We start from the raw sequence: 2,822 nt of genomic DNA on the forward strand, positions 1-2,822 counted from the left end.
AGACCATCACCATCCGCGAGGACGACCCGATGGCGCGGACCGTGCGCATAGAGCAGGCGACGACGGCGCTGAACCGGGCGGCGGCGGCGCTGTCGGTGCAGGTGTTCGCGCGCCGCTTCGATCCGGGGCGGGGTCTGGCCAGTCCGGGCCTGGCGCTGAATCTGGGCGGCCGGCAGGTGCTGGCGCTGTCCTCCGATGGCGGCGGTGCGGGCGGCGCCACGATGATCGGCCTGCCCCCGGCAGGCGCGGGCGCCGCTGCGGGTACGGCCATCGCCCTGGCGCCAGCCGCTGCCTTGCCTGCAGAGACAGAGGCGGTGCGGGCAGGCTCCGGGGCGCCTCCCGCGCAGAGGCCAGCAGAGGCGCCTCCCCTGCTGGGCCTGGCCGCGTTGGACCTGGGCGCGCCGGCGGAGTTGGCGGCGGCGCAACTGGAGGGCTTGGACTCCGTGTCTCCGGCCACGAAAAGCCGCACGCTGCTGCAGCTGCTGGGCAACTCCGGTTTCTCTGCCGCCAGTAAGCGGGCCGGCGGCGGAGCGGCCCTGACGGGCGGCTACGCGACCGGTTATGCGGCCATAGGCATGTCCAGCGAAGGCACAAGCGTAAGAAAGGGCGCAAGAGAGGGCGAGGGAGACTCCAGGCCGTCTTTCCTCGCCCCCGCTGCCTCCGCGGGGCGCAACGGGACGTTGGACCTGGGCGCACTGGCGGAGTTGGCGGTGGCGCAACTGGAGGGGCTGGATTCCATCTCGCCGGCCACGGAAAGCCGCACGCTGCTGCAGCTGCTGGGCAACTCCGGCTTCTCGGCCACCAGCGAGCGCGGCGGCGGCAACACGCTGTCCCTGTGGGGCCGCGGCAACTACATGTCGCTGGAGGGCGAACCGCTGGAGGGCGGCACCACCTACGACTACGACGGCGACAGCTACGGCTTTTATCTGGGCCTGGACGGTCGCTACGACGCATATCTGCTGGGCTTGGCCGTGGGCTACACGGCGGGCGCCGTGGAGCTGCGCGCGGCGAGCGGCCCGGCGGCTGGGGAAGAGGGGGATCGCAGCGACTTCGAGAGCGAGTTGGTGGCGGTGTATCCGTATGCGGCCTGGCAACCCTCGGACCGCCTAAGCATGTGGCTGCTGGCGGGATACGGCCAGGGCGAACTGGAGATCGCGGAACGGATAGGCGCGACCAGGCGCAAGGCGAGCAGCGACACGGAACTGCTGCTGGGCGCGGCGGGTTTCAGCTGGCGCCTGCCCGCGGCGGACGGGCTGGACATGTTGCTGCGCCTGTGGGGAACGGCGCTGCACGGCGAGACGGACGGCGGGCGCTTCGACGACGGCATCGTTTACGCAAAGACAGAGACGAACGCGCAGCAGCTGCGGAGCGAAGTGGAGCTGGGGCAGGTCTTTGGCTTCGACGACGGCGGGCGCTTGCGCCCCTACCTGCGGGCGGGGGTGTCTTACGACTTCGGCGACGGCGCGCGCGACGCGGCGGCGGGAGAGTTCGGGGTGGGCTATCAGCTGCACTGGCCGCGCCTGGGCCTGGAGACGGAATTGGAGATTCAGGCGCGTCTGACCAGCAAGGACGACCGCGACTACCGGGAGTACGGAGGCACGGGCATGTTGCTCTACGATTTGGGCGGCGACCGCCGCGGCCTGTCTGTGGCGCTGCGCCCGAGTCTGGGCCTGGCGCAAGGCGCGGCGGACGGCCTGGGCGCGGCGGGCATGCCGCTGGACGGCGGCGCCTTTGGCGGCGCCGGTACATCGGGCCTTGGCGGCGCCGGTCACGACGCCGGCTTGGGGCTGCGCAGCGAGTTGGCGTATGGCATCGGCGGCGTGCGGCTGGCGCGGGGCCTGCCGGGGCTGTTGACGCTGTACGGCAAGAGCGGCTTGGCCTCGGGCGCAAGCAGTTACGGCGGCGGGTTGCGCTTCGAGGCGGATCGTTTCGCGCTGGATGCGGGGCTGCGGCGCGACAGCGGCGCCGACGCCGACCGCGCGTTGCTGCTGGACGCCACCCTGCGCTTCTGAGCCTCCCGCGCTTCCCGCTCCCTCACCCTGTCTCCCTCTCCCGGCGGGAGAGGGAAAAGAGGGGGCGCCCGCCTTTGGCGGCGAGTGGCGATTTCAGGAATACGGCGGGCTTTCCCCCGGCGGGCGGGTTTTGAACCGACGCAAAGTCCACATGTACTGCTCAGGCGCGGCGCGGATAGTTTGTTCCAGGGCGCGGTTCATGCGGGCGGCGTTTTCGATTTCGTCGTCGCCGGGAAAATTTTGCAGCGCGTCGTGGACGGTTAGCTCGTAACTGCCGTCGGGCGCGAGGCGGGAGAACACCGGCACCACCAGCGCGTTGGCCAGGCGCGCCATGCGCCCAAGGGTGGGCAGGGTCGCGGCAGGGACCGAAAAGAACGGCACGAACACCGACTGCTCGGCGCCAAAATCCCCGTCGGGAGTGTAGTAGGTGAACATGCAGCCCGGCGCGCGCAGCAGGCGCAGCAGGCACGCCAGGCCATGCTCGCGCGTCACCAGTTGCGCGCCGTCGTAGCGCAGGCGGCCGCGGCACATCACCCAGTTGAGCAGGGGATTTTTCAGCGGATTCATCATGACCACTGTCGGGCCGATGCGCGACAGGAAGATGCCGGTGAATTCGACGGTGATGGTGTGCGCCGCCAACAAAATCACCTTGCGCCCGGCGCGCGCGGTTTTTTCAAGACGTTCGACGCCGCTGCAGCGCACCAGTTGGTCAAGGCGCCGGTCGCTGCCCCGCCACAGCAGTCCCATGCTGAGCATCGCGCGGCCGTAGGCGCGGAAGTGTTCGCGCAGCAGTTGCCGCCGCCACGCCTC

At 70.5% G+C, this 2,822-nt stretch carries 2 protein-coding genes; one reads left to right on the forward strand and one right to left on the reverse strand.

From position 1 onward, the window contains the following. Positions 1 to 2,012 (forward strand): autotransporter outer membrane beta-barrel domain-containing protein (locus OXU43_03090; GenBank protein ID MDD9824146.1); only part of this gene is annotated, 2,012 nt, incomplete at its 5' end. 93 nt (positions 2,013 to 2,105) lie between these two features. Here OXU43_03090 and OXU43_03095 read toward each other — a convergent pair. Continuing rightward, positions 2,106 to 2,822, reverse strand: a 717-nt coding sequence (locus tag OXU43_03095) for a lysophospholipid acyltransferase family protein (GenBank protein ID MDD9824147.1), incomplete at its 5' end; no start/stop codon positions are given.

The sequence above is a fragment of the Gammaproteobacteria bacterium genome (assembly GCA_028817255.1).
In the GTDB taxonomy this organism is placed as follows: Bacteria; Pseudomonadota; Gammaproteobacteria; order Porifericomitales; family Porifericomitaceae; genus Porifericomes; species Porifericomes azotivorans.